We start from the raw sequence: 21,213 nt of genomic DNA, 5'->3' as shown, positions 1-21,213 counted from the left end.
GCGCAACGCTCAACTACGTGCAGCCGCTCAACTGCGCGCATCGCTCATGTCGCTCAACTGCGCGCAACGCTCAACTACGTGCAGCCGCTCAACTGCGCGCATCGCTCATGTCGCTCAACTGCGCGCAACGCTCAACTACGTGCAGCCGCTCAACTGCGCGCATCGCTCATGTCGCTCAACTGCGCGCATCGCTCAACTACGCGACCACGCGGGTGAGCGCAACGCTCAATTTGCGTAGGTCTCGAACTCGGCTATGCGCGGGGCTGAGCTCGCGGCGGTGATCTCGAAGGTGACCTTCTTGAGCGAAGTGGGTGCGAAGGAGATGACGCCTGCGCCGGAACCGGTCTTGAGGACTGCGCCGGTGTCGCCGTTCAGGATGCGGTAAGAGGTGACTGCGGCGGACACCTCGCGGATGTTGATGCGGCCGACTGTCGTGGCGGTGCTCCACTTGATCGAGATGGAGCCGCTGTTGCTGCTCGGCGACCAGTAGGTGGTCAGGCTGCCGTCCTTGACGTTGCCGTAGCTGGTGCCGCTCGCCTTGCTCGAACCGTCGGCGCCGCCGGCCAGGCTCAGGTTGGTGCCGCTCGGCGGCTGCGAAGTCGGCGGCGTGGTGGGAGGTGTGGTCGGCGGCGTCGTGGGCGGCGTCGTCGGCGGAGTGGTGGGATTGGTGGTCGAGCAGCTGCCGGTCGACGTGCGGATGCCGGTGTTGGCGCCCGCGGTTGAGCGAACGACGTCCGGTGTGCAGGATGCGCCGTCGAGGCGGTACGAGTACGGGACGCTCACGGTGGTCGTCGAGGCCATACTCGGGCCGGCCGGCTTGGTGTCGGTGCCGGGGCTCGACCAGGTCACGTTGTCGAGGATGTTGCCTGCGGTCTGCCAGTAACCGGCGGCGTCGGTGTAGAAGGTGCCGAGCACGTCCTTCGAGTCCTCGAAGTAGTTGTTCTCCACCTTGGCCCGCGCACCGGCGCGCGAGTTGATGCCCGATTCGTTCAGGCTGAAGTAGTAGTTGTTGTAGATGTGGGCGATGCCGCCGCGCAGCAACGGCGTACGGGAATCGATGTTCTCGTAGCGGTTGTGGTGGAACGTGATGAAGCTGTTCGAGGTGTCGGTCTCGCTCGAACCGATCAGTCCGCCGCGGCCGGAGTTGCGCAGGTACGCGTACGAGAGCGTCACGTACTGCACGTTGTCTTTCAGGTCGAACAGTCCGTCGTAACCCGCGGACTCGCCGCCGGACGCCTCGAGATTGACGTGGTCGACCCAGACGTTGCGGACCGTGCTCTCCATGCCGATGGCGTCGCCGCCGTTGGAGGTCGGCGAGCCCGACTTCTTGACGTTCCGCACGGTCACGTTCTGGATGATGATGTTGCTCGAATCGCGGATGTGGATGCCCAACTGGTCGAAGACCGCGCCGCCGCCCACCCCGATGATGGTGACGTTGCTGATCTCCTTGAGCTCGATCTTGTCGGCGGCGGTGTTGCAACTGCTGCCCGAGACCTTGGTCGTGTTGCCGTGGTTGATCGTGCCGGAGACCTCGATCGTGATCGGGGTGCTGCTGCTGGCCCGGCTGCACAGCGCCTGGTGGATCTGGGTGCCGGTGGTGGCCCGGACGGTGGCGCCGCCGTTGCCGCCCGTGGTGCCGCCGTTCATCGACGCGTAGCCGGTCGCGGAGCCCACCGCGGCGGCGCTGGCCTGGGGCAGCGGCAGGACGGCGACGATCGCGGCCCCGACGGCCCCGGTCGTCAGCGCGACGATTGCGCGTTTGGTTGTTCGTTTCATGGCTGTTCTCGCTCCTTCTCGCAAACGGGCGCTGCCAGTACGAACCGTTGTCTCGGGCCCGCGGCCGTCCTGAGGCCACGGGCCGGCCACCCACGCCGACTCGGCGATCCGTAGGGAGGAAAGCGCTTACCCCAGCGAGAATAGAAACAAGTCGATAACATCAGCAAGCGTTTGCAGCGTTTGCATTTCGCAGCCCGGGCCGACCGGATGCCGGCCGCGCAACTGACGCGCGACGGACAAGCGGCCTGGACTGCGCGACGCGCAACTCGCGCACCTGCGGTCAGGCCACGCGCAACGCACGCGCGGTCAGGACTGCGCGACGCGCAACTCGCGCACCTGGGGTCAGGCCGCGCAACGCACAACTCGCACACCTACGATCGGGCCACGCGACGCACGAGCGGTCGGGCCGCGCGACGGACAACTCGCGTGCCTGCGGTCAGGCCACGCGCAATCCACGAGCGAACTGGACAGTGCGACGCGCAGTTGACAGCGCGACGCGCAGTCCGCGGACAACGGCTGGACTGCGCGTGTCGCTAGCAGGGCGGGTGACTCAGGACGGGCGGCCGTATGCCTCCAGCAGCCGGAGCCAGACCTCGCTGACGGTCGGGAAAGCGGGAACGGCGTGCCACAGGCGGTCGATCGGCACCTCGCCGGCGATGGCAATCGTGGCCGCGTGGATCAGTTCGGCGACGTCGGGGCCGGCCAGCGTGACGCCGACGATGACGTGGCGTTTCTCGTCGACGATCATGCGCGCCTGACCGCGGTAGCCCTCGGCGTGCAGAGCCGAACCGGCCACGGCGCCCAGGTCGTAGTCGACTACCCGCACGTTCAGGCCAAGCGCCTCGGCGGCTGCGGCGGTCACGCCCACGGATGCGATCTCGGGCTCGGTGAAGATGACCTGCGGGACGGCCCGCTCGTCGGCTGTGACGGCGTGGCGACCCCACGGGCTGTCGTCCACGGCTGCTCCCCGGGCGCGCGCCACGATCGCGTCACCGAGGGCGCGAGCCTGATACTTGCCCTGGTGGGTGAGCAGAACACGGTGGTTCACGTCGCCGGCGGCGTAGAGCCAGTCGCCGGTGAACGCTGATGGACCGTCGGCACCAACCCGACCGTCGACCGCCGGAAGCGAACCACCGCCGGCGAGTTGGCCATCAACGGCCAGCAGCGAACCACCGCCGGCGAGCTGACCATCAGCGGACGGCAGCGAACCACCGCCGGCGAGCTGACCATCAGCGGACGGCAGCGAACCACCGCCGGCGAGCTGACCATCAGCGGACGGCAGCGAACCACCGCCGGCGAGCTGACCATCAGCGGACGACAGCGAACCACCGCCGGCTAGCTGACCATCAACGGACGGCAGCGAACCACCGCCATCAGCGGACGGCAGCGAACCACGACCGTCAACGGCCGGCAGCGAACCACCGACCTCGGGCCGGTTGTCAGCAACCGGGGGTGAACCGGGGCCGCTGGGGCGGCTGCCGGTCACCCGGAGGGAGTCGTCGACGGTCAGCCATGCTCCTGGGGTCAGGCCGATCGTCTCCAGGCCGAGGTCGGTGGTGTTGGGGGTGCGGCCGATCGCGACCAGCACCTCGTCGGCCGCGATGGTGGAAACGGTTGAGCCGTCGGTCACGGTCAGGTGGACTGTTCCGGCGTCGTCGCGGTGTACGGCTGTGGCGGAGGCGCCGGTCAGCACCGTCACGCCCGATTCACGCAGCGAAGTCGTCACCAGGTCTGCGGCGAAGGGTTCGACCGCGGGCAGCACGCCATCGCGGGCCAGGACGGTGACGGTGCTTCCGAGGGCCGCGTACGCGGTGGCCATCTCCGTCGCGACGACGCCGGCTCCGATGATGGCCAGCCGGGCCGGTACGGAGGTGGCCGAGGCGGCTTCGCGGCTGGTCCACGGGGACGATTCGCGCAGGCCGGGGATGTCGGGCAGCAGCGCCGAGCTGCCGGTGGCGACGACCACGGCGTGGCGCGCTTCGAGAATCAGTCCGTCCACTTCGACCGTACGGGGAGAAAGAATTCTGCCGTGCCCCCGGTGCAGCGCGACGCCGGCGCTCTCCAGCCAGGAGGCTTGGCCGTCGTCTTTCCAGTGGGAGGCGAAATCGTCGCGGCGGCGCAGGACCGCGGCCGGGTCGAGGGCACCGGTGACGGCTTGACGCGCGGCTGGTAGGGCACGAACGGCGCGCAGGGCGGCGGCGTCGCGCAGCAGGGCCTTGGTGGGCATGCAGGCCCAGTACGAGCATTCGCCGCCGACGAGCTCACGTTCGACGATCGCGGCGGTCAGGCCGCCCTGGACCACGCGGTCGGCCACGTTCTCGCCGACCGGGCCGGCGCCGATGATGATGACGTCGTACATGGTCACTTCACCCGGCCGAGGCGCAGCGCCGAGATGAGGAAGAAGACGCCGCCGGGGATCGCGTAGCCGGCCGCGTTGCCCAGGGTGGGTTCGGCCGCGCCGGCCATGGCGATGAACGAGCCGCCGGCCAGCACCGAGATGCCACCGCTGAGGATCATCGGCCACTGCCCGCCCATCCCCCGGCGGCCGAGCGCGACGACCAACTGGACGAGCCCGGCGACGATCGCCCACGCGCCCCAGACCCGCAGGACGGCGGGGATGCCGGAGGCGGCCGCGACGGCGACGCCGACCGTGGTCAGCAGGCTGATCGCGATGTTGAGCAGGAGGACCCGGGACCGCGTGGCCCGGTAGTCCACGACTGCGGCGACGACGTCGAACAGCGGGTAGATCACCAGCAGCGTGACGGCGAGCGGGCCGAGCTCCTTGGCCGTCGTGAAGAGCAGGCCGGCCCAGACCACGGCGAACGCGAAGCGGACGAGATAGAGCCTCTTCAGGGAGGCGGCGGGTGCGGGGGCTACGACGGTCGTCACGGCGATCCTTTGGTAGAACGAACGTTCTGTCACAGACCACACTGACGGGGCGTGGCACGATTGTCAAGAACGAACGTTCTATCCGTTAGGGTGGGCACATGGTTTCGGAGGCACGGTCGCGGCTGCTCTCGACGGCGAGCTCGATCTTCTACAGCGAGGGCATTCACTCCGTCGGCGTCGACCGGCTGGTCGCCGAGGCGCAGGTCACCCGGGCGACGTTCTACCGGCACTTCCCCAGCAAGGAAGATCTGGTGCTGGCCTACCTGACCGAGGCCGACCGGGCCATCCGCGGGCAGATCGAGGGCGCGATGGCCGCCGGCAAGTCACCGGCCGACACGGTGCGGGCCGTCGCCGAGGGCATCGCGGCGGGCATCCGGTCACGGGGGTTCCGGGGGTGCGCGTTCCTGAACGCGGTGGCCGAGTACGCCGACCCCGCCCACCCGGTGCACCAGACCGTGCTCGCGCATCGGCAGTGGTTCCTCGACACGATCACCGGCCTGCTCGACAGCGAGCCCGCGGCGCGTCACTTCGTGATGCTGCGCGACGGGGCGATGGCGGCCGGGTGCCTGTTCGATCCGGAACTGGTCTGCGACACGTTCCTGCGCGGGGTCGACGGCCTGGTGCGAGTGCACATGGAGCAGGTGTGATCGACGGATACGAGGACGACCCGGTCGTGGCCGGCGAGGATCTGCTCGACCGGCCGGGGTTCTGGGCCGCCTACCTGATGGGCATGTGCGAGCGGGACGAGAACGTGCCCGACCTGTTCGGCGTGGACAATGACGATCTCGACACCGCAGCCGACGCGCTGATGGACGAGGAGGCGTGGCCGGCCTTCCGGATACCGTTCGGCGGCGGCCACACCGCGGTCGTGGTGTTCGCCAACTTCTCCGAAGATGCCGGCATCGACTACTTCGTGACCCACGCGGACTGGGACCGCCGGGGATTCCTGGCCACGATCGACGGCCACTTCGCCGGCCCCGGCCTCGCGTGGCGGGAACTCGTCCACATCGCCCGCACCCCGGACCGCTCGAGCCCCGGAGTGCATGATCCGCACGCCCGGCTGCTGCTCCTGCTGCCCGCGCTGGGTGACCGGGACACGCCGGCCGACGCGGTCGACGTCGTCGCCCGGGCCCTGAGGTCGGCGCAGGTGGTGCCGGAGCACGAAACGGAACGCCTGGTGGCACGACTGCTGGACCATCCGATGTTCGCGGCGGCCAGGTGGACCATGCCGGAGCCGCACCGGGACGGCGACGAGGTCTTCGGCGGGATCCTGGTCTGCGACGCCGAGCACAGTCCCCGGCGCGGGATCCGGCTGGCGCAGGGCATCACCCGCGAGCAGAACGACCGGCTCGCCCGGGCGCTGGGCACCGGGCCGGGCTGACCGTCAGGCACCCGGCAGCGCGGCGAGCACCTTCTCGAGGGCCGATGCCACGGTGCGTGACTCCGCGGCCGTCATCCGGGACGTGTAATGACGCTCGATCGCGCCGAGATAGACGGGCGCGGCCTCGCGCAGGCGCTTGCGGCCGTCGTCGGTGATTTCCGCGTACGCGGAACGCCTGTCCTCCGGATTTGCCGAGCGGATCACCAGTCCGGCCGTCACCAGCTGGTCGACCACCCGGCTGACGCGCGTGCGGGAGACCACCGCGACCTCGCCCAACTCCCCCATGCTGAGCCGCCGGCCGGGGGCCGCGTTCAGCTCGAGCAGCACGTCGTACCAGGTCAGCGGCAACCCGCAGGCCTGCTGGAGTTCCCGGTCCATGCGCGGGACCAGCGCCGCGTGGACCCGCAGCAGCGCCGCCCAGGCGGACACATCGGTGTCGGTCATCACCACACCCTAGCCAACTCTTGTGCGTGCGCACGCATCGGAGTAACAATGTGCGTGCGCACGCATTCTTATTGAAGGAGTCAGCCATGCACGACGTTCTGCACATCTCCGCCTCCCCGCGCGGCCCGCGGTCCGAGTCCCGGGCGCTCGCCGCCACGTTCCTCGACACGCTGCGTGAGGTCTCGCCGGACACCCGGATCGAGGAGTTCGACCTCTGGGACGGGACGCTCCCCGCGTTCGGCCCGGACGCCGCGGCCGCCAAGATGGCCGTCTTCGCCGGTGAGCAGCCTGCGGGCGAGGCGGCACGAGCCTGGGAGGCGGCGCGGGAGACGTTCCGCCGATTCAATTCCTTCGACCGGTACGTGTTCAGCGTGCCGATGTGGAACGCCGGAGTTCCGTACATCCTCAAGCAGTTCATCGACGTCGTCAGCCAGCCCGGCATGGTGTTCGGGTTCGATCCCGTCGAGGGCTACCGTGGCCTGCTGACCGGTAAGCGCGCCGCGGTGATCTATACGAGTGCCGTGTACGGTCCGGGTCGCGGGCCGGCTTTCGGATCCGACTTCCAGGCCCCGTACGTCGAGGACTGGCTCCGCTGGGCCGGAGTCGACGACGTCCGCAGCGTCCACTTCCGGCCGAACCTCGCCACCGCTGACGCCGAATCGGGGCGTCGCCTCGCCCACGCGCAGGCCCGAGACCTCGCCAAGGCGTTCCGGTGAGAGCCGGGGTCTGGGCCCTGCCCGCGTACGGCGTCCTGCTCGGCCTGAGCACTCTCACGCACCAGCCGCCGGTCGAGGATTTCGAGGCCTATTCCCGGTACGTCACCACGGGCACATTCCTGCTCAGCCACCTCGGTGCGAGCGTGTTCGGCGCCGGGCTGGCGATCCTGGGCGCCGCCACGGTCACGGCGCGGCTGCGGCTGCGGCCGGCCGGGTTCGTCCTGACGACGATCGCCAACGTCTTCCTGGCCGCCGCGTTCGGGAGCGCCGCCTTCGTGCAGCCCGGCATCGGGCGCGCGCACCTGGCCGGGACACCGGGCATGGCCGAGATCAATGCCGATACTGCGTACGGGCCGGCACTGTTCGCGACCGCATTGTCCGCCTCGTTCCTGCTGGTCGTCGCGGCGATCGTGCTCGGTGTGTCCATAGCGCGCAGCGATCGGCGGCTGCGAGAGCCCGGGATTGCGTACGGGGTTCTGCTGTCGCTCTTCACTGTGTCGGGGTTCGCGTTTCCGGTCGGGCAGGCGTGGTTCGGTTTCACCTTCGCCGCGGCGACGGCCGTGCTGGCGCTACGCCTCGGCTGGAGAGGGGCCGGCGCTCCGGACCGGTCAGCCGGAGCGGCCGTCGACGGCAACCGGACGAGTCGGCTGCAAGCTCCCGCCTAGACGGGTCACCGCGCGAGACGGGTCACCGCCCCGGACCAGTCACCGCGCGAGACGGGTCACCGCGCGAGACGGGTCACCGCCCCAGACCAGTCACCGCGCGAGACCAGTCACCGCGCACGACGAGTCACCGGCTCTCGCGGAGCCGGCGACCGGACGGGAGGCCTATTTGAGTGCCGCCAGCAGGCGGTCGACCTCGTCTGCGGTGTTGTAGTGGTAGAGGCTCGCCCGGACCGCTCCCCCAGTGGCGCGCAGGCCGGCCGCCTCGAAGTACTCGACCGCGTAGTAGTCGCCGTGCGAGACGCAGATGCCCTGCTCGCCGAGACGGCGCGCGGTCTCGGCGGGGGCCTGGTCGCCGAGACGGAACGAGATGGTCGGGCATCGATCGCTACCGGCCGGGCACAGCGTCACCGAGTCGATCGACTTCAGGCCGGTGAGCAGGCGTGCGGCGAGCTCGTTCTCGTGAGCCTCGGCCGCCGCCATGCCGGCCAGCAGACGGCCGCGGCGATCGCCGGGAGCGGGAACACCGCCGCCAGCAGGAACAGACGCGCCGACAGAAACAGAACCGCCGGCGGAAACGGAACCGCCGACAGGAACAGGATCGCCTGCGGAAACGCCGGCGGGAGCAGCGGCGCCGGAAGCCAAGCCGGCCAGGTAGTCGACCGCCGCGGTTACGCCGGCCAGGAGCTCGAAGCTCAGCGTTCCGTATTCGAAGCGGTCGGGGGCCGCCGCAGGCGACGGAATCAGCTTCACCGGGTGCAGCGGCTCCCAGGTGACCGGGTCGGCCACCACTGCGGCGTAGTGCGGACCGGACCACTTGTAGGCACTGGTCACGTAGTAGTCGGCCCCCAGGGCGGCGACGTCGGTGGGGCGGTGGGCAGTGGCGTGCACGCCGTCGACGTAGACCTGGGCGCCGTTCGCGTGGGCCACATCGGCGATGTCGCGGACGGCGGGCACGGTGCCGATCGCGTTGCTGGCTGCGGTCACAGCCACCAGGCGGGTGCGGGGGCCGACGAGGTCGGCGTATTGCGCCACGGGCAACTCGCCGGTGGCCAGGTCGATGTCGGCCCAGCGGACGGTCGCGCCGGCGGCTTCGGCGGCCTGGACCCATGGGCGGACGTTCGCGTCGTGGTCGAGCCGGGAGACCACCACCTCGTCGCCGGGACCCCACGACCGGGAGAGGGTGCGGGCCACCAGGTAGGTCAGGGCGGTGGCGCTCGGTCCGAAGACCACGCCCGCCGGGTCGCCGCCCACAAGGTCGGCCACGGCGGCGCGGGCGGCGGCGACGATCTCGCCCGAGCGGCGGGCCGGCTCGTGGGAGGTGCCCCGGTTCGAGACGGCGGTGCGCATCGCCGCCGCGATCGCGTCGATCACCGGCGCGGCCGGCTGGGTGCCGCCGGCCCCGTCGAAGTGCACGAATCCCTCGGCGAGCGCGGGGTATTCCGACCGGATGCGGGCGAGGTCAAGTGTCATGCCCGGAGCCTAGAGCAGGGCTTACCGAACGGGGACCGGCCGGGAGCCCCCGCAAGCCGACCGCAAGGAGCCGCGAGCCCACCGCGAGCCAGCCAACGGGGACCGGCCAGGAGCCCCCGCAGCTGACCGCAAGGAGCCGCGAGCCCACCGCGCGCCAGCCGCACGCCGACCCCAACCCCGACGCGAGCCGATCGCAGGCCCACCGCGAGGCGACCGCGAGCCATCCGAACGCCGGTCGCGAGCCACCGCGAGGCGACCGCGAGCCGGCCGGGGGGCGGCATGATCGAATCAACGGCACGACGACGCGGACCGGCTCACGGGCGTACGGGAAAATCTCCTCGACGCCGGGTGAGGTGCGGTGACAGCATCTCGGCGTGAAGGAGTTGCGGATCATTCGGGGGGACGCGACCAGCCCGCAGGCCAAAGGGCCGAAGGTCATCGCGCACGTGTGCAACGACCTCGGCGGCTGGGGCCGGGGCTTTGTGCTGGCCATCTCGAAGCGCTGGCCGGAACCGGAGCGCGCCTTCCGGCAGTGGCACCGTGAGCGCGCCAGGAACGATTTCGGGCTCGGCGCCACCCAGCTCGTGCAGGTGCGGCCGGATCTGTGGGTGGCCAACATGGTCGGGCAGCGCGGCATCCGGGTCGCGCGGCGCGGGCCGGCGCCGGTGCGTTACGAGGCTGTCGAGAAGGGTCTGGCCGCGGTGGCCGGGCACGCCGAGGGGCTGGGTGCGAGTGTCCACATGCCACGGATCGGGTGTGGCCTGGCCGGTGGCCGCTGGGAGCGCATCGAACCGCTCGTGATCGCCGAACTGTGTGTGCGCGACATCGAGACGACGGTCTACGACCACGACTGATCGCCGCCCGGGAGCGAGGCCCGGGCGGCGATCAGAGCGGCCGTCAGGGAAGCGCGAGGGCCCGCCGCAACGCGTCGAGCCGCAGCGCCCAGATCCGCTGGGACAGCGCCGCCTCCGCCGCGAACGTCTCGGCCGCGTGGTAGCTGCCGGGGTGGATGTGCAGTTCGGTGGGCACGCCGGCCGCCATCAAGCGCTGGGCGAAGGCGATGTCCTCGTCGCGGAACAGGTCGACCGTGCCGACGTCGATGAACGCGGGCGGCAGCCCGGCCAGGTCGGCCGCGCGGGTCGGGGCGGCGTACTGGTCGGCCGGTTTGCCGCCCAGATACCAGGCCCAGGCCTCGATGTTGCCGGCCCGGTCCCAGATGCCGATGTCGACGATCTCGTGGCTCGACTCGGTGGTGTTGGTGTCGTCGATCATCGGGTAGATCGGCATCATGAACGACAGCGCCGGTCCACCCCGGTCGCGGGCGAGCAGCGCGGTGGCGATGGTGAGCCCGCCCCCGGCCGACGCGCCGTAGATGGCCAGCCGCGCGGGGTCGATGCCCAGTTCGGCGGCGTTGGCGGCCGTCCACACCAGACCGGCGTAGCAGTCCTCGACCGGCGCCGGGTGCGGGTGCTCGGGTGAGAGCCGGTACTCGACCGACACCACGACCGCCTGCACCTCGTCGCAGATATACGTGGCGTTGGGATCCTCGCCGTCCACGCTGCCGAGGATCATGCCCCCGCCGTGGATGTAGAAGATGCCGGGGAGCGGGCCCGTGGCGTTGACGGGCGTATAGATCCGCACCGTGATGTCTGGTTCAGACGAAGGACCGGGAACCGTCCGGTCCTCCTTACGGACGTTGGGGTTCTCGGGGATCTCGATACCGCTCAGCATCGCCTCGACGGTGGCGCGGCGCTGCACGATGTCGGCCACCGAGTTGAAGCCGCCGGGCATGGCCTCGAGCAGCTGGTTGAGCGGGACCGCGACCTCGGAATCGATCAGTTCACGACGGGACATAGTTGACCCTTTCTAAGCGAAGGAGAAACCCACGTAGCCCTGAGCGGCCACGTCGTCGCACTTCTTGCGGTACTCCCCCACGCCGCCGCAGTACGGCATGAAGACGCGGGTCTTGCCGGGCACGTTGGCGCCCATGTACCAGGAGTTGGCGCGCGGATAGAGCGTGTAACTGGCCAGCAGGTTGACGTGGTCGACCCACTCGTCCTGGGCGGCCGGGGTGGCCTCGATCGTGCGCAGGCCCTGCTGCTCGAGGTGGGCGATGGCGTCGGCGACCCAGTCGACGTGCTGCTCGATCGACACGATCATGTTGGAGAGCACCGACGGGCTGCCCGGCCCGGTGATCATGAAGAGATTCGGAAAACCCGCAGAGCCGATTCCCAGGTACGTACGGGGGCCGGCGCTCCACGTCTCCTTGAGCGACAGCCCGTCCCGCCCGCGAATGTCGACGTTGGTGAGCGCGCCGGTCATCGCGTCGAAGCCGGTGGCGTAGACGATGACGTCGAACTCGTACTCCTGGTCGCTGGTCCGGATGCCCTTCTCGGTCACCTCGACCAGCGGGGTGCGGTGCAGGTTGACCAGGTGCACGTTCGGGAGGTTGAACGTCTCGAAGTAGTTCGTGTCCAGGCAGGGCCGCTTGGTGCCGACCGGGTAGTCGGGGCACAGGTCATCGGCGACCTGGGGATCCTTGACGATGTCGTGGATCTTGCCGTGGATCCAGGCCTTGGCCGTGTCGTTGGCCGCCTGATTGGTCGCGAAGTCGGTGAACGTGGACAGCAGGTTGACCAGGCTGCCGCTCTCCCAGGCTTCCTCGAAGGCCGCGTTGCGTTCCTCCTCGGTCACCTCCAGGGCCGATTTGGTGGGTACGACGACCGGCACGCCCGCGCCCGATTCCTTCTGCGCCTGGCGGTAGTCGCGGTAGGTCGCCCGCATGGCGGCGATCTCGTCCTCGCGCAGCCGGCGGTTGCGGGCGGGCAGCGAATAGGACGGGGTGCGCTGGAAGACGGTCAGGTCGTCGGCCGTCTCGGCGATCACCGGGATGGACTGGACGCCGGACGACCCGGTCCCGATGATGCCGACCCGCTTGCCGGTGAACTCGATCTGCTCGTGGGGCCAGCGCGAGGTCTGGTACGAGGTGCCCTTGAACGTCTCGATGCCGGGGATCTCGGGGAGCTTCGGCGCGGAGAGGCAGCCGGTCGCCATCACCAGGAAGCGGGCGGTGACGGAGTCTTCGTGCTCCGTGCGAACGGCCCACGAGTTTTCCTCTTCCGACCATGTCGCGCTCGACACCCGCGTACGGAAAACGATGTCTTTGCGCAGGTCGAAGCGGTCGGCGACGTGGTTGGCGTATTTGAGGATCTCGGGCTGGGTCGGGTAGCGCTCCTCCCACGGGTATTCCTGCTCGAGGTCTTCGGAGAAGGAGTACGAGTAGGCGAGGCTCTCGACATCGACGCGGGCTCCCGGGTACCGGTTCCAGTACCAGGTTCCGCCGACGCCGGTGCCGGCTTCGAAGACGACGGCCGTGAGGCCCTGTTGGCGCATCTTGTGCAGCAGGTACATGCCGGAGAACCCGGCGCCGACGATGACGACGTCCACAGTCGGCGGAACGTTACGAGTTTCGGTCGCGGTCTCCTGAACGGTCTGGGACATGGGCGGACTCCTGGCAAATCGAGGGCCGGCCGCCCGCGGCACAGGGCCGCGGCACGGGCCGAAGGGGTGATTCGCTTGCGGAGAGAGCTCGAGCGTCTCCGTCACCAGAGGTGACCAGTGCGTGACGTAGCCCACAACTTAGGATGCATTCTGCATCCAGTCAATGTTTCCGAGGTGTTTCTTTCCCGCTACGGAAGATCACCTGAGCTGGGACTTCTCCACGGTCCGGACGATCTCGCGGAGGCTTTCCGTCATGTCCGACATGCCGCGACCGGAGAGCCCGGCCACCAGCCGCGACTCGACCGCGTTGAACCGCGGGTAGACCTCTTCCATCAGCCGGCGACCGTCGTCGGTCAGGTGCAGCTCGACCAGGCGGCGGTCGTCCGCACGCCCCTGCTTACGGATCCAGCCGCGCGCCTCCAGGGTCTTGACCACCCCGGTCAGCGTGGCCTTGGAGATCGCCGAGGCCTCGGCCGCGTGCCGCGTCTCCATCCCGTCGAAGATCCACACCACCCACATCACGACGAACCCGGTCCAGGTCAGGTCGTACGGACGGAGAACCTCGTTCGACGCGTACGCCCGGACGGCGTTGGCCGCGCGGTAGATGCTCGACACGGCCAGACCGGCCGGGAAGTCGAGCCCGAGCGACTCGACGTGCCGGCGCATGGCCTGCTCGGACTCGACGAGGTCGGGAAGGTCGTCCATGGCCACGATCGTACGACCGCCGACTGTCCAACCGGGAGCGCGCCGAGTACCGATGATCGGCGGAGTCACCTCTGCCGTTTCGCACCTCGCTCCCGGCCGGGTACCGGGAGCAGAATCCGGGCGGTACGGACTCTGTCGAAATGCCGCCCAGAACGGGAGGAGCCATGAGCCGAACACTCGTCATCGCGGTCGCCATGACCGCTCTGGTCACCGGAGCGTCACCATCCTGGGCCAATGGCCGGACGGAAGCCAGCGGCCGCATCGTCTGGATCAACGCCCCGGACACCACCTTCACCACCGGACACCTGGAGACCGCCCGGCCGGACGGCCGCGACGGCCGCCGGCTCACCCCGGACACGCCCGGCGCCCGCGACATCCTGCCCTCGATCTCCCCCGACGGCCGGCGTGTGCTCTACCAGCGCGACAGCGGTGAGCAGGCCGACCTGCGCATCGTGGACGTCACCGGCCGCAACGACCACACCGTCGACACCGGCTGCCGCACCCCGTGCGCCGACGACCTCGAACCCGGCTGGCTGCCCGACGGGCGGATCTTCTTCACCCGGGTGATCGGGCCGTTCGACCAGCCGAACAACTCGGCCCGCTCGGCGGTGCTGCACACCGCCCGCCCCGACGGCACCGACGTGCGGCGACTGTCGCCGCCCGGGCCCGACGGTCTGATCGAGGATTACCACGCGAGCACCGCGCCGGGTGCCGGCTACCTGGTCTACTTCCGATTGCGGAACGCGGACTCCGCCACCGCCCTGTTCCGGATGGACCTGCCGGACCGTCGCGTGCGGCAGCTCACCAGCTGGAGCCTGCCGGTCGACGGCCCCGACCTGTCCCCGGCGCGGCGGGGACCCACCCGAGACCTGATCGTGTTCCAGGTCGCGCGCCCCGGCACCGACGCCCTCGCCGTCGCGACGGTGCCCGCCACATGCGTGTCCGAGGCGGACTGCATGCGCCGGATCCGGTATCTGACCGGGACGACCGGCCGCGCGACCACCCCGAGCTGGTCACCGGACGGCCGCCGGATCGCCTTCAGCTTCCGCACCAGCGCCACCGAGCTCAACGGCGACGTGTGGACGATGCGGCCCGACGGTTCCGACCGGCGCCGGGTCTCCACCTCACCGGCCTTCGACTACGGCGCGGACTGGGGACCGGCCTGACCCGATCGGAGCGGGCGGTCGGGATCGGCTGGACGGTCGACCCCGCGCTCAACGGCGACGACGACCCGCACCTGACCGTCGCCTGGTGGCTGTGGGCGAGCCTCCACGAGCGCGGCCGTCGACCTGAAGAACTTCGCCACCTATCCGCGGGCGTACTCGGTCTACCAGATCAGCGCGCGCACCTTCCGTTACGGCGGATCCGGCACCTGCTGACGGCGGCGGCCCCGGCTCAGGCGGCCAGTTCGAGCTTCCCGGTCCAGCCGTCGAGGACCTGGGCGGGATCGCTGCCCAGGACGTCGGCCAGGAGCATCGCGTAGATGTCGCGGAAGTCGGTGGTGAACTTCAGGTCGCCGTCGTCCAGGTCGGTCAGGTTCGGGGGTTCGCCGTGCAGGCCGCCGGTGATGCCGTCGCCCAGCAGGAAGACGTTGGAGGCGGTGCCGTGGTCGGTGCCGTCGGAGGCGTTCGCCTTCACCCGGCGGCCGAACTCGGAGTAGACGGCGGTGACGACGTTCTTGCCGGCCATCCGGGTGGCGAACGCGGCCAGCGCCTTGTCCAGCTTGGCCAGCAGCGACTTCTGCGCGTCCTTGCCGTCGGCGTGCAGGTCGAAGCCGCCCAGCGACACCGAGTAGACGCGGGTGGCGACGTTCGCCTCGATGCAGCGGGCGACCAGGGCCAGCTGCTGGTCGAGGGGCGGGGCGGCGCCGCCGGTGGCCGTGGCGGGAGCCTCGGTGTCGTCGTCGGACTCGGCCAGGGGCGCGGACACCAGATCCCGTACGCGGGAAAGGTCGGAGAAACACGCCGCCGCCCGGGCCAGCGCCGGCGAATCGGACGGGTCGGACTTCCCGATCTGATTGAGCAGCTGGGGGGTGACGCCGTTGGGCAGCTTGAGCTCTCCGCCCGGGACGGTCGCGCCGGCGCTGGTGGCCCCGGCCAGCAGGGGCGGCAGCACGGGCTCGAACGAGATGGCCAGCCGCGGGTCGCCGCCCGCGACGTCGAGCCAGCGGCCCAGCCAGCCGGTGGTGCCGGGGCGGTCGGGCTGGGCGGTCTGCCAGATGTCCATCGACTGGAAGTGGCTGCGGTTGGGCTTGGGATAGCCGACCCCGCGCACGACGGCGAGCCGGTCCTCGCCGAACAGCTTGTGCAGGCCGGGCATACCCGGGTTGAGCGCCTCACCCTGGCCGAGATCGAGCAATTCGTTCTCCCCGTACGCGAAGTCGGGCCGGGCGGCGGCGAGGGCCGGATCGCCGTACGGGATGACGGTGTTGAGCCCGTCGTTTCCCCCGTAGAGGGTGACCAGCACGAGCGTCTTCGCGGCCGGATCACCGTCGCCCGCCGTGGCCAGGATCTCGTGGAGGCCGAAAGCGGTGGCCCCCGCCGCGCCGGCAGCCACCCCGCTGGCGATCAGAAAGCGTCGTCGAGTGATGGTATCCATGAGAAATCCTTAGTGGACGGCGTATTCGGGACTGGCCAGGCCGAGCGCGAGCAGCTTGCGGGGCTCCTTGACGTCCTTGAGCACGGCCGCCGTGCGATCGCTCCAGCCGTCGACGACGAGCAGGTTCGCGAGCGCCTCGACCCGGTCGGCACCGGAGAGGGCGTCGCCCTGATATTGCGCAGCGAGCTTCTGCCCGGCCTTCAGGCGGGTGAGCGTGGACGAGGTGGTCAGCCAGGCCGCGCCGGCGGGCCAGCCACCGACCGAGGGTGGCCGCAGCGGCACCTGCCCGAGCGACTTCAGGTAGCCCTCGGTGCCCTTGGCAGGGATCCCGAGCTGCCGGACGGCGCCCATCACCCACTCGATCGGCTGCTTCACCAGCAGGCCGTTGGTCGCGGCGAACTCGGGCGCGCGCACCACCGCCCGCAGCAGCGCCGTGGTGTTGCGCCCGGCGGCCGCGACCGACGGCGGCGGCAGATCGCTTCCGGCGTAGCGCGCCCACAGCCGGCGGGCGATGAACGGCACGTGGGCCTCGTGACGGACGAGCAGGTCGGCGTACGCGTCCAGGTCGAACACGCCGGTCTGCCCGAGCAGCGTCACCTGGCCCGGGTCGTGCCGCTTGGCGACCAGCTTGGCCGTTCCGGCGGCCCGGTCGATCGACCATCCGGTCAGCACCCGTGCGCCGGCCTTCACGTCGGCTTCCCCGTACGCCCCCACGCCGAGCGTGAAGAGTTCCATGACCTCGCGGGCCAGGTTCTCGTTGGGGGCCTTGCGGGTGTTCTTCTGCCCGTCCAGCCACAGGATCAGGGCCGGGTCACGCAGCATGGCCCGTACGAGCGGCGAGGTGTCACCGGTGCCGTAGCGCCGGAACGTCTGCTGCTGAGCCAGCATCAGGTGGGCCGAGCGGACCTTCTGGGCGCTGGTCGCCCAGTGGCCGTGCCAGAAGAAGGTGAGCTTCTCGCCGGAGGCCGCGCCGCCCGCCGCCATCCGGCCCAGCCACCACTTGCCGAGTGCGGTCACCTGCTCGCGCTGGGTCTTGCGGTTGGCCTGGCGCTGTTCGCGGGTCTCCCCGGCCGCCGGCTCGTCCCCGATGTCCGGGGGCGACGGCACGGCGACCGGTTTCAGCAGGCGCTCGACGGTGGCATCGAACCCGGCCTTCCCGGCGGCGTCCACCTCGGCCGCGGTCGGCCCGAAGGTGAGCCGCCGGAGCAGATGCGCCACCTGAGTGCGATCGGTCATGCCGGCGACGCTAAACCGGCCGTGTAAGCGTTGTGTAAGCGTCCGGTCCGAGCCCGATCATTCATCGATCCGGGTCACGCTCGAAGGCGGAGCCTCAGACGGTCTGGAACGAGCGCCGCGACAGGCCGATCGAGTATCCCTCGAGCTTGGTCTCGACCGGCGCGGTCGGCTCGTCGGCCGCGCCCAGCGTCACGAACAGCGGCGTGAAGTGCTCGACCGTCGGGTGCGAGTAGGGCATGCCGGGCGCGTTGCTGCGGTAGCCGGCCAGCTCGTTCACGTCGCCGCGGGACAGCGCCTCGGCCGCCCACTCGTCGAAGTCGGCCGACCAGCCGGGCACCTTGCCGTCGACGAACTGTTCGCGGGTCAGGAACGGCAGCCCGTGGGTCATGTGGCCGGAGCCGACCACGAGCACGCCCTGCTCGCGCAGCGGCCGCAGTCGCTCGCCCAGCTTGAACAGCTCGTCCGGGTTTTCGGTGGGCAGGCTGAGCTGCAGCACCGGCACGTCGGCCATCGGATACATGATCTTCAGCGGAACCCAGGCGCCGTGGTCGAGGCCGCGGCTCGCGTGCTCGTGCACCCGGTCGGCGTCCGGCATCATGGCGACGACCTGCCGGGACAGCTCGGTGGCGTCGGGGGTGTCGTAGCGGAACTGGTAGTACATCGGGTTGAAGCCGCCGAAGTCGTAGACCAGCTCGCTGGGCCGGGCCGCACTGATCGACAGCGGCGCCGACTCCCAGTGGGCGCTGACCATCAGGATCGCCTTGGGCTTGGGCAGCGAGCGGGCCCACCGGCGCAGCGGGTTGAGCCACTCCGGGTTCTCGAACGGCATCGGCCCGCCGCCGTGGCTGACGTACAGGCTCGGCAGCGGCCCGTCGGCCGGGGTCCAGGTGCGGTGCGGGTCCGCGGCCTCGGCGGCCACCGCCCGGCGCACGTGCGCCGCGAAGGGGTGGGCCGCGGGGATGCGGGCGTCGGCCGCCTCGGTCGTGCTGGTCATCGCGAACTCCTGGCGATAGCAAGAGCAATAGTTGAAGGCTAAAGCACTAACTACGATACGCCGGAAAGTTGTTCCGTCAAGTAAATTAGCTCACAGCGAGCAGACAAGCGGAGGGAAGCAGGAACCAGCGCAACTTCTCGAACGCCTCGGGCAGTTGCGAGCCGTCGCCGTCGACCGGGTCGGGCCGGCCGGCCAGGATCGCGCGGGCGTCGGCCAGGTGACCGGCCAGCACCTCCTCGCCCACCGGACTTGTCGCGGCCGGGAAGGTGACCGTGCCGTCATCGCCGAGCCGCAGGTCGGACAGCGACGGCCGGGCTGTGCGGGCCTCGACGTGACGCCACACGCCCGTACGGGGAGAGAATCGGTAGTCGGGCAGGAGCCGGGCGCCTTGCGCGGCGATCAGCGCGACCGCCTCGATCAGATAGTCGGCGACCGTATCGGACAGGAAATAGGCGAAGTTGAGCCGCGACCAGCCCGGCTTGATGCCCTCCCAGCCGTCCTCGATCTCGTGCTCGAACCGGTGCGAGAGCTCGGGACCGATGCCGAGCAGGCGATGCCCGTACGGACCGGCGCAACTGCACCCGCCCCGGGCCTGGATGCCGAACAGGTCGTTGAGCAGCGTGACCACGTAGTTGTGGTGCAGATATTGTTCGCCGGCGCGGATCTGGAACGACACGATCGGCAGCCGCCGGGCCTTCAGATCACCCAGGATCTCGATGCGCGGCTCGGATGCCCAGCGGTCGCGCGCCCGTTCCCACATGCGGTGCTCCTGCGCGCCGATCACGTCAGTACCGACCGATTCCTTGACCTGGAACACCAGGCCGGCCCGGATCGACTCGACGATGGCCGGGGTGCCGCCCTCCTCGCGCGCGATCGGGTCGTCGAGATAGCGGTGGCTTTCCGGGTCGACGAACGCCACCGTGCCGCCGCCCGGCACCGTGGGCACCGGATTGCGGATCAGGTGCTTGCCCACCACCAGCACGCCCGGCGTCTGCGGGCCACCGGGAAACTTGTGCGGCGACAGGAAGATCGCGTCCTTGCCGTCCATGCTGATCGGCAGGTAGGGCCCGCCCGCCGCGTAGTCCCAGACCGACAGCGTGTCGTGCTCGCGCAGCACGGCCGAGATGGCCTCGACCTCGGTCAGCAGACCGGTCACATTGGAGGCCGCACTGAAACTGCCGATCCGCAAAGGCCTTTTCCCGTACGCCTGCAGAGCGCGCCGCAGATCGTCCAGGTCGGGATTGCCGCGCCCGTCACTGCCGATCTCGACCACGTCGGCGATCGACTCGCGCCACGGCAGCACGTTCGAGTGGTGCTCGTAGGGGCCGACGAACACGACCGGGCGCTCGGCGGCCGGGATGTGCCGGGCCAGCGCGTACCGTTCGTCGAGGTTTTCCGGGATGCGCAGGCCGAGCAGCGCGACCAGCTTGTTGACGGCCATCGTCGAGCCGGAGCCGCAGAACAGGACCAGGTCGTCCGGTCCGCCGCCGACCGCGGTGTGGATGATCTCGCGGGCCTGTTCGCGCAACGCCCCGGTGCGGGCGCCGGTGAAGGACGCCTCGGTGTGGGTGTTGGCGTAACCGGTCAGGACCGTCCGGCGGATGTAGTCCTCGACGAAGTCGAGAGCCTGCCCGGACGCGGTCTGGTCGGCGTAGGTGACCCGGCGCGGCCCGAACGGCCCGTCGAGCAGCACCCCGGTGCCGATCGAACCCTCGCGCAGCCTCCGGAGCATCGGTGCTTCCATGGTTCACCTCGCAGCCCATTTCGGCACCCGAGCCACCGGTCCGGCCGACCCGCCGCTGGGTGCACCGACGCGAGCCTAGCCTGGTCACATGCCCTACGTCGCCACCCGGGACGGCCGCCAGCATCGCGGCCCGAACGACCGGGCTCCCAGCGTCCCTGACCGCCTCGACGACCTCCACGGCCACAGCGTCGGCATGCTCGAACTACCCCGCCACATGGCCACCGGCCACCGCAGCCGGCGCCTGATGAACCTCGACGACCCGGCCCAGCAGCGCCAGGCCTACCAGACCGTGCTGTGCCAGGCGGCCGACTGTTGCGAGGTGAACGACCTGCTCAACCCCGGTGTGCTGCGCCGGCTCTGGCGGCACCTGCACCTGCCGGTCAAGGTGCGCAGCGAATGGGAGAAACGGCACCCGGCGCTGGCCGCGGCCTGATCCATTCGGTCAGCCGGGCTGCAGCATCTCGGCGTAGTCGCTGCTGCGCAGCGGCGCGTTGGTCAGCGTGTTGTCGGCCCGGGGCACCTCGAGCCGCTGCCCGTCCCGGATGAACGACACCTCGGCCACGTCGGGGCGTGCCGTCAGCGTGCACACGATCTGAGCGAAGATGGTCGGCTCGTCGCTGCGGGGGTTGATGTCCGGGAACTCGACGGTCGCCTCCGCGCCGGAGATGCCGCGTGCCGTGAGGGTCAGCCCGGTCAGCGTCGTGGTCAGCCCGGTGGCCCGCTCGGCCGCGTTCGGCCCGGAGACCAGGCTGTTCAGCTGGGTCTGGGCCGACGGGTAGGACTGCGTCCGCCGGACGGTCTGCACCAGCCGGCCGTCCCGGACCAGGCAGAGCACCTGGGCGACGTCGCCCACCGGTTCCACCTGCCCGACGCCCGGGCTGGTCAGCGCGTGCCGGGGCAGGGTGACCGCGTGCGGTTCGTCCTGGGCACCGACCCCACAGCCGCCCACCACGACGGCGGCCGTCAGGACGGCCCAGCTCTTGCGCATACCCGAAATGATGCCTCGCGCCCGGGCGGTCCCCGGGGTCCGTCATGGAACTGTCACATCGATGGGGAGTTTCCGACAACTCCCGGGCGCATCGTGGAGTCGTTCC

21 protein-coding genes are annotated in these 21,213 nt (G+C 70.3%); 8 read left to right on the top strand and 13 right to left on the bottom strand.

Annotation, left to right across the window (positions count from 1 at the left end):
• Positions 1-238, top strand: a 238-nt coding sequence (locus tag KOI35_RS11835; RefSeq protein WP_215786504.1) for a hypothetical protein, incomplete at its 5' end; no start/stop codon positions are given.
• On the opposite strand, the gene KOI35_RS11830 is transcribed toward KOI35_RS11835, so the two are convergent.
• From KOI35_RS11830 to KOI35_RS11820, 3 genes are all read right to left on the bottom strand, one after another.
• Entirely contained in the window at positions 226-1,776 is a 1,551-nt protein-coding gene (locus KOI35_RS11830; protein WP_215786502.1) for a pectate lyase family protein, read from the bottom strand. The genes KOI35_RS11835 and KOI35_RS11830 overlap by 13 nt on opposite strands.
• Positions 1,777-2,326: 550 nt before the next feature.
• Complete coding sequence (locus KOI35_RS11825) at positions 2,327-4,135, bottom strand: dihydrolipoyl dehydrogenase family protein (protein ID WP_215786500.1); 1,809 nt, start codon at positions 4,133-4,135, stop codon at positions 2,327-2,329.
• A 2-nt stretch (positions 4,136-4,137) separates the two neighbouring features.
• A complete protein-coding gene (locus KOI35_RS11820; RefSeq protein WP_308120912.1) occupies positions 4,138-4,665 on the bottom strand; it encodes a hypothetical protein in 528 nt (175 codons plus the stop codon).
• A gap of 98 nt (positions 4,666-4,763) precedes the next feature.
• Here KOI35_RS11820 and KOI35_RS11815 point away from each other — a divergent pair, with 98 nt between their 5' ends.
• Positions 4,764-5,312 (top strand): TetR/AcrR family transcriptional regulator, encoded by a 549-nt coding sequence (locus tag KOI35_RS11815; protein WP_215786498.1) that lies wholly within the window; start codon positions 4,764-4,766, stop codon positions 5,310-5,312.
• Positions 5,309-6,046: a hypothetical protein gene (locus KOI35_RS11810; RefSeq protein ID WP_215786496.1), complete on the top strand. Its 738-nt coding sequence runs from the start codon at positions 5,309-5,311 to the stop codon at positions 6,044-6,046. Before KOI35_RS11815 ends, KOI35_RS11810 begins: the two co-directional genes overlap by 4 nt.
• 3 nt (positions 6,047-6,049) lie before the next feature.
• On the opposite strand, the gene KOI35_RS11805 is transcribed toward KOI35_RS11810, so the two are convergent.
• Positions 6,050-6,490, bottom strand: a complete 441-nt coding sequence (locus KOI35_RS11805; RefSeq protein WP_215786494.1) for a MarR family winged helix-turn-helix transcriptional regulator — start codon at positions 6,488-6,490, stop codon at positions 6,050-6,052.
• An 86-nt stretch (positions 6,491-6,576) separates the two neighbouring features.
• Between KOI35_RS11805 and KOI35_RS11800 the strand changes: the two genes are divergently transcribed.
• Complete coding sequence (locus tag KOI35_RS11800) at positions 6,577-7,206, top strand: FMN-dependent NADH-azoreductase (protein ID WP_215786492.1); 630 nt, start codon at positions 6,577-6,579, stop codon at positions 7,204-7,206.
• On the top strand, positions 7,203-7,871 hold the full coding sequence (locus KOI35_RS11795; protein ID WP_215786490.1) for a hypothetical protein: 669 nt from the start codon (positions 7,203-7,205) through the stop codon (positions 7,869-7,871). Before KOI35_RS11800 ends, KOI35_RS11795 begins: the two co-directional genes overlap by 4 nt.
• Positions 7,872-8,033: 162 nt before the next feature.
• On the opposite strand, the gene KOI35_RS11790 is transcribed toward KOI35_RS11795, so the two are convergent.
• Complete coding sequence (locus tag KOI35_RS11790; RefSeq protein ID WP_215786489.1) at positions 8,034-9,341, bottom strand: aminotransferase class V-fold PLP-dependent enzyme; 1,308 nt, start codon at positions 9,339-9,341, stop codon at positions 8,034-8,036.
• Between the two features lie 374 nt (positions 9,342-9,715).
• On the opposite strand from KOI35_RS11790, the gene KOI35_RS11785 reads away from it, so the two are divergent.
• Positions 9,716-10,195, top strand: coding sequence for a macro domain-containing protein (locus KOI35_RS11785; RefSeq protein ID WP_215786487.1), 480 nt, complete (start codon positions 9,716-9,718; stop codon positions 10,193-10,195).
• A gap of 43 nt (positions 10,196-10,238) precedes the next feature.
• Here KOI35_RS11785 and KOI35_RS11780 read toward each other — a convergent pair whose 3' ends face one another.
• From KOI35_RS11780 to KOI35_RS11770, 3 genes are all read right to left on the bottom strand, one after another.
• A complete protein-coding gene (locus tag KOI35_RS11780) occupies positions 10,239-11,195 on the bottom strand; it encodes an alpha/beta hydrolase (protein ID WP_215786485.1) in 957 nt (318 codons plus the stop codon).
• Positions 11,196-11,207: 12 nt separating this feature from the next.
• A complete protein-coding gene (locus tag KOI35_RS11775) occupies positions 11,208-12,842 on the bottom strand; it encodes a flavin-containing monooxygenase (RefSeq protein WP_215786483.1) in 1,635 nt (544 codons plus the stop codon).
• Between the two features lie 198 nt (positions 12,843-13,040).
• Entirely contained in the window at positions 13,041-13,547 is a 507-nt protein-coding gene (locus KOI35_RS11770) for a MarR family winged helix-turn-helix transcriptional regulator (protein ID WP_215786481.1), read from the bottom strand.
• Positions 13,548-13,711: 164 nt separating this feature from the next.
• On the opposite strand from KOI35_RS11770, the gene KOI35_RS11765 reads away from it, so the two are divergent.
• Positions 13,712-14,713 carry a TolB family protein gene (locus KOI35_RS11765; RefSeq protein WP_215786480.1) on the top strand — a complete coding sequence of 334 codons (1,002 nt, stop codon included), beginning with the start codon at positions 13,712-13,714 and terminating at the stop codon, positions 14,711-14,713.
• A 229-nt stretch (positions 14,714-14,942) separates the two neighbouring features.
• Here the strand turns inward: KOI35_RS11765 and KOI35_RS11760 are convergent, their stop codons facing one another.
• From KOI35_RS11760 to KOI35_RS11745, 4 genes are all read right to left on the bottom strand, one after another.
• A complete protein-coding gene (locus KOI35_RS11760) occupies positions 14,943-16,145 on the bottom strand; it encodes a DUF1501 domain-containing protein (RefSeq protein WP_215786478.1) in 1,203 nt (400 codons plus the stop codon).
• A 9-nt stretch (positions 16,146-16,154) separates the two neighbouring features.
• Positions 16,155-17,381 (bottom strand): DUF1800 domain-containing protein, encoded by a 1,227-nt coding sequence (locus KOI35_RS11755; protein ID WP_215786476.1) that lies wholly within the window; start codon positions 17,379-17,381, stop codon positions 16,155-16,157.
• Positions 17,382-17,475: 94 nt separating this feature from the next.
• Entirely contained in the window at positions 17,476-18,375 is a 900-nt protein-coding gene (locus KOI35_RS11750; protein ID WP_215786474.1) for a dioxygenase family protein, read from the bottom strand.
• A gap of 85 nt (positions 18,376-18,460) precedes the next feature.
• On the bottom strand, positions 18,461-20,119 hold the full coding sequence (locus KOI35_RS11745) for an aminotransferase class V-fold PLP-dependent enzyme (RefSeq protein WP_215786471.1): 1,659 nt from the start codon (positions 20,117-20,119) through the stop codon (positions 18,461-18,463).
• Positions 20,120-20,207: 88 nt separating this feature from the next.
• Here KOI35_RS11745 and KOI35_RS11740 point away from each other — a divergent pair, with 88 nt between their 5' ends.
• Positions 20,208-20,552, top strand: coding sequence for a hypothetical protein (locus KOI35_RS11740; protein ID WP_215786468.1), 345 nt, complete (start codon positions 20,208-20,210; stop codon positions 20,550-20,552).
• 9 nt (positions 20,553-20,561) lie between these two features.
• On the opposite strand, the gene KOI35_RS11735 is transcribed toward KOI35_RS11740, so the two are convergent.
• Entirely contained in the window at positions 20,562-21,107 is a 546-nt protein-coding gene (locus KOI35_RS11735; RefSeq protein ID WP_215786465.1) for a GerMN domain-containing protein, read from the bottom strand.
• Between the last annotated feature and the right edge of the window lie 106 nt (positions 21,108-21,213).

Origin of the sequence: Paractinoplanes bogorensis (genome assembly GCF_018829635.1) — a bacterium.
In the GTDB taxonomy this organism is placed as follows: Bacteria; Actinomycetota; Actinomycetes; order Mycobacteriales; family Micromonosporaceae; genus Actinoplanes; species Actinoplanes bogorensis.
Note: the sequence above shows the minus strand (reverse complement) of the source record. Positions and strands in the feature narration are given on the sequence as shown.